4 protein-coding genes and 2 pseudogenes are annotated in these 4772 nt (G+C 71.9%); 4 read left to right on the top strand and 2 right to left on the bottom strand.

Annotation, left to right across the window (positions count from 1 at the left end; genetic code table 11):
* A pseudogene (locus G3I40_RS46625) lies at positions 1 to 244 on the top strand (glycosyltransferase family 1 protein); the annotation flags it as partial.
* Positions 241 to 1107: an SGNH/GDSL hydrolase family protein gene (locus tag G3I40_RS30115; protein WP_164305792.1), complete on the top strand. Its 867-nt coding sequence runs from the start codon at positions 241 to 243 to the stop codon at positions 1105 to 1107. The pseudogene G3I40_RS46625 and the gene G3I40_RS30115, both read left to right, overlap by 4 nt.
* Here the strand turns inward: G3I40_RS30115 and G3I40_RS30110 are convergent.
* The gene (locus G3I40_RS30110; RefSeq protein WP_164305791.1) at positions 1104 to 1901 is read right to left on the bottom strand and encodes a putative hydro-lyase; all 798 of its coding nucleotides are present in this window, start codon (positions 1899 to 1901) and stop codon (positions 1104 to 1106) included. The genes G3I40_RS30115 and G3I40_RS30110 overlap by 4 nt on opposite strands.
* A complete protein-coding gene (locus tag G3I40_RS30105; protein ID WP_164305790.1) occupies positions 1898 to 3211 on the bottom strand; it encodes an MFS transporter in 1314 nt (437 codons plus the stop codon). The genes G3I40_RS30110 and G3I40_RS30105 overlap by 4 nt, the downstream gene beginning before the upstream one ends.
* A gap of 170 nt (positions 3212 to 3381) precedes the next feature.
* Between G3I40_RS30105 and G3I40_RS30100 the strand changes: the two genes are divergently transcribed.
* Positions 3382 to 4080: a GntR family transcriptional regulator gene (locus tag G3I40_RS30100; protein ID WP_164305789.1), complete on the top strand. Its 699-nt coding sequence runs from the start codon at positions 3382 to 3384 to the stop codon at positions 4078 to 4080.
* Between the two features lie 69 nt (positions 4081 to 4149).
* Positions 4150 to 4772, top strand: a pseudogene (locus G3I40_RS30095) (hypothetical protein); the annotation flags it as partial.

Below are 4772 nucleotides of genomic sequence, written 5' to 3'. Positions count from 1 at the left end.
CACCCCGGTCGTCGTCAGCGCGTCCTCGGCGCTGCCGGAGGTCGTGGGCGCGGCGGGCGCCGTCGCGGGCGACAGCGGGGCGGCGTTCGCGACCGCCGCCCAGGAAGTACTGGGACGGCCCAAATGTGCGCGCAGGGCGGCGGCACGCGCGCGTGCCGAGTGTTTCGGCTGGGGCGCCGCAGTGGAGGCCTTCCTTGCGGCTCACGATGCGCCTCTGCGGGTGCAGGAACGGGACGTCGCATGAAGGCGCTCAGGTTCGCCGCACTCGGTGACTCCCTCACCGAAGGGATCGGCGATCCGGTCGACGGCGGATGGCGCGGTTGGGCCGCCCTGCTCGCCGAAGGACTCGCGCCCGCCGAAGCACCGGTGGAGTTCCGGAACTTCGCGGCCAGCGGTGCGCAGACCTCCGACGTGCGGGGACGGCAGCTGCCCGGGGCGCTCGCGTTCGCGCCCGACATCGTCTCCGTCGTCGTCGGCGTGAACGACACCCTGCGCTGCACGTTCGACATCCGTGCCGTGGCCGCGCACCTCGACGCGGTGTACGCCGCATGCGCCGGGCAGGGCGCGGTCGTGCTCACGGCGTGCCTGCCCGACCCCGGCGCGATGCTGGGCCTGCCCGGGCCCCTGGCCCGCCCTCTCGCGCGACGGCAGCGCGCGGTGAACTCCGTGGTCCACGCCCTGTCCGAACGCTACGGAGCCGTCCATCTGCACACCGCCGAGGGCGACTGGGTGGCGGACCGCGCCATGTGGAGCGCGGACCGCCTGCATCCGGGGGAGCGGGGGCACCGGCTGCTGGCCGCCCGTTTCCACGCGCTCCTCGCCGCGTCCGGGACGGCCCGCGGTCCGGCACCGGACACCGAGCCCCAACGGCCGGCGCCGACCCGTTCCGCCGGCTTACTGTGGCTGGCCACCGTGGGCACCGGCTGGGTGGCCCGGCGCTGCGCCGACCTGGTGCCCCAGCTCATGGCACTGGCGGCCGACGAGGTGCGGCACGGGATGCGCGGCACCAGCGCCCGGCTCGACCTGCGGGCGTCGGCCGGTGTGGCCGCCGCCCTGTCCGCGCTGTCGGCCTCGGTCCCCCAGGAGGCTTCCCGGGCCGCCTCCTAAAGGACCCGGTGCTGTGCGTCCCGGACGTCCGTCACGAACATGTGCCCCGGCGCGTGCGTGAGGGCGAACGGCGGCCGTGAGGCCATCACGGCCGCCTGCGGGGTGACGCCGCAGGCCCAGAAGACCGGGGTGTCACCCGGCTCGGAGGCCACCGGGTCGCCGAAGTCGGGGGCGGCCAGGTCTGCGATGCCGAGTACATCCGGGAGCCCCATGTGCACGGGACTGCCATGGACCGCCGGCATCAGGGAGCTCTCCCGGATCGCGGCTTCCAAAGCGTACGGCGGCACCGGACGCATCGACACGACCATCGGGCCGTGCAGGCGCCCGGCGTCGCGGCACGCGCGCGTGGTGACGTACATCGGCACATTCTTGTTCTGCTCGATGTGTCGCAGCGGCACCCCCGCCCGGGACAGCGCCCGTTCGAAGGTGAAGCTGCAGCCGATCAGGAACGACACCAGGTCGTCACGCCAGTGCGCGACCACGTCGGTCGGCTCGGCGGTCAACTCGCCGTCCCGCCACACCCGGTAGCGCGGCAGGTCCGTGCGCAGATCGGCGCCCGGTGCGAGGACGGTCGTCCAGGAACCGGCGTCCGTGACGTCCAGCACCGGGCACGACTTCGGGTTGCGCTGGCAGAACAGCAGCATGTCGTAGGCCCAGTCCGCCGGTACGGAGACCAAGTTGGCCTGCGTGCGGCCGTCGGCCCAGCCCGCGGTGGGTGCGCACCCGCCCGCGCGGAAGTGGGCGCGGGTGCGTCGGGGCGACCAGGAGGCGGTGCGTGCTTCCGTACCGTTCACAGGAGTTCCCTCCCGCGCGTCTCGGGCAGCCCGAGCAGCGCCACGACGGCCAGGCCGTAGCCGATCGCTCCGAAGACGAGGGCGCCGCCCACGCCCCAGCTGTCCGCGAGGAAGCCGACGAGGGTGGGGAAGACCGCACCGACCGCCCGGCCCGTGTTGTACACGAAGCCCTGCCCTGTGCCGCGTACCGCGGTCGGATACAGCTCGCTCAGGAAGGAGCCGAAGCCGCTGAAGATGGCCGACATACAGAAGCCGAGCGGAAAACCGAGCACCAGAAGGAGGCCGTTCGCGCCGTCCGGGATGTTCGTGTACGCCAGGATGCTCGCCGCGGAGAGGACCGCGAACAGGACGATGTTGCGCTTGCGGCCGAGCCGGTCGGTGAGGTAGCCGCCCGTCAAGTAGCCGAGGAACGCACCGGAGATGAGGAAGGCCAGGTAGCCGCCGGTGCCGACCACCGTGAGACCGCGATCGGACTTCAGGTACGTGGGCAGCCAGGTGGCGAGGGTGTAGTAGCCGCCCTGGACGCCGGTCGACAGGAGCACCGCGAAGAGCGTCGTACGCAGCAGGTCAGGCTTGAAGATCTCCGCGAACGAGCCTTTGTGGGCGCTCGATCCGAGCGTCTGCGACGCTTTCGGAGCGTCCTGCACGCGGCGCCGCATCCACACCACCAGGAGGGCCGGCAGCGCCCCCGTCCAGAACATGACGCGCCAGGCCAGACCGGCGTCGAGGAACTGGAACACCAGGGTGTAGACGATCGCCGCCAGCGCCCAGCCCGCCGCCCACGCGCTCTGCACGGCGCCGAGCGTGCGGCCCCGGTGCTTCGCGGACGCGTACTCGGCGACCAGGACCGCGCCGACCGCCCACTCGCCGCCGAAACCGAGGCCCTGGAGGGCGCGGAACACGAGGAGCGTCTCGTAGGTGGGCGCGAAACCGCACGCCACGGTGAAGACCGCGTACGTGATCACCGTGATCATCAGCGCCTTGACCCGGCCGATCCGGTCGGCGACGACGCCCGCGATCGCGCCGCCGATCGCCGAGACGACCAGCGTGACCGTGGTGAGAAGGCCTGTCTGGCCGCTGTCGAGGCCGAAGTAGGCGGCCAGCGCCACCATGCTCAGCGGCAGCGTGAAGTAGTCGTAGGAGTCGAGCGCGTAGCCGCCGAACGCGCCGGTGAAGGCGCGTCGGCCACGCGGGCCGAGCGCGCGCAGCCAGCCGAACGCGCCGTCGGACGGGGCCTGTTGGGGGCTTTGCGCCGTGGCGGAGGAGTCGTCGTGGAGGGTCGCGCCGGGCGTCGGTGGAGTCGTGCTCATGGGGCACCTCGCAGGGGATGAGTGTGCGTGGCGGTGCGTACGAAATGAGCGGCGAGCGCGGGACCGGGTCCGGGTCCGGGGCTCCGGTCCTTTCGCCAAGGTAGAGGATCGTTGAACGATCCCTCAATACCCATGTTGTTTCGTTCTTGTATCTACGCTTGAATTCGGCCGTGGCCACCGAAGAACTCAACGCACTCGCGGACGACCGCGCGCTGCTGGGGCGCACCAGTACCGCCGAGCGCGTCGCGGACATCCTCAGGAGCCGGATCGCGGAAGGCTTCTTCCCGCCCGGCACGCGGCTGTCGGAGGACAGCATCGGAGGCGCCCTCGGCGTCTCGCGCAACACCCTGCGCGAGGCGTTCCGGCTGCTCACGCACGAGCGGCTGCTCGAGCACCGGCTCAACCGCGGCGTCTTCGTGCGCGTCCTGAGCGTCGACGACGTCGAGGACATCTACCGCACCCGGCGCATGATCGAGTGCTCCGTCGTGCGTTCCCTCGGTGAACCCCCGTACGACCTCGACCGGATCGCGGCCGCCGTCGCCGACGGACGGCGCGCCGCCAAGGCCGGCGAGTGGAAGGTCGTCTCCACCGCCAACATCCACTTCCACCGGGAACTCGTCGCCCTCGCCGGCAGCGAACGCACCGACGAACTGATGCGCAGCGTCCTGGCCGAACTCCGGCTCGCCTTCCACGTCGTGGACGACCCGCGCCGCCTGCACGAGCCGTACCTCGCGCGCAACGTGAGAATCGTCGAGACGCTGCGGGAGGGCCGCCGCGACGACGCCGAGGCGTTGCTCGCCGACTACCTCGACGACTCCCGCGACGGCCTCGTCGAGGTGTACGGGCAGCGGGTTCCCGGGGACCTGTAGCCGCCCGCGGCCACCGTCGCATCTGCGTCGTTTCGACCGTTGTCAGACCCAGCGCCTAGTCTGTGCTCCGTGACTTCGCCTGCCACCACGGAATCCGTTCCGCCCCAGCTCAGCGCGGGGCCGCGCCCCGCACCGGGCCCGGCCGCCGACGAAGGGCTCGCGCGCCGCCTGCGCGCGCTCGCCTGCACCGCGCCGCTGCACGATCTCGATGTGCGCAAGGCCAACCTCGCGGGCGAGTACTCGACGTACGGCATGGCCGAGGTCGCCCTGTCCGCGATCGACCTCGTCACACTGAACATGGACTTCGACACGGGCGCGGACCACGACGACATAGTGGCCCGCCTGGTGCCGCGCATCGCCGCGCAGGCGCCGCACCGGCCCACCGCGCAGCACGAGCGCGTCGCCCGCTGGGTCCTGGAGAACCTGATCAACGTCGGCAGTGTCGACCGGGGATTTCGCGCCGTGTACGGCACGTTCGCGACGGACGGCTCCTACGTACGGCGCGACTACGACTTCAAGCTGATCGAGGAAGTGCCCGGCTACGGCGGCAGCGTCTACCTCCGTACCACCGACGAGGCCGTCAACGTGCTGGTCGGTGCCCTCGACACCGACGTCACCAGTGCGCAGATCGCCGCCGAGGTGAAGCTCGAGGTGCTGATCAGCCGCGGCCGTCTCGCCGACGCCCAGCGCGC

Origin of the sequence: Streptomyces sp. SID14478 (assembly GCF_010548525.1) — a bacterium.
Taxonomy (GTDB): domain Bacteria; phylum Actinomycetota; class Actinomycetes; order Streptomycetales; family Streptomycetaceae; genus Streptomyces.
Note: the sequence above shows the minus strand (reverse complement) of the source record. Positions and strands in the feature narration are given on the sequence as shown.

Bases quoted from the DNA above. Each gene is read 5' to 3' on its own strand.
- G3I40_RS30115 (WP_164305792.1), top strand. From the start codon at position 241: ATGAAGGCGCTCAGGTTCGCCGCACTCGGTGACTCCCTCACCGAAGGG.
- G3I40_RS30105 (WP_164305790.1), bottom strand. From the start codon at position 3,211: ATGAGCACGACTCCACCGACGCCCGGCGCGACCCTCCACGACGACTCC.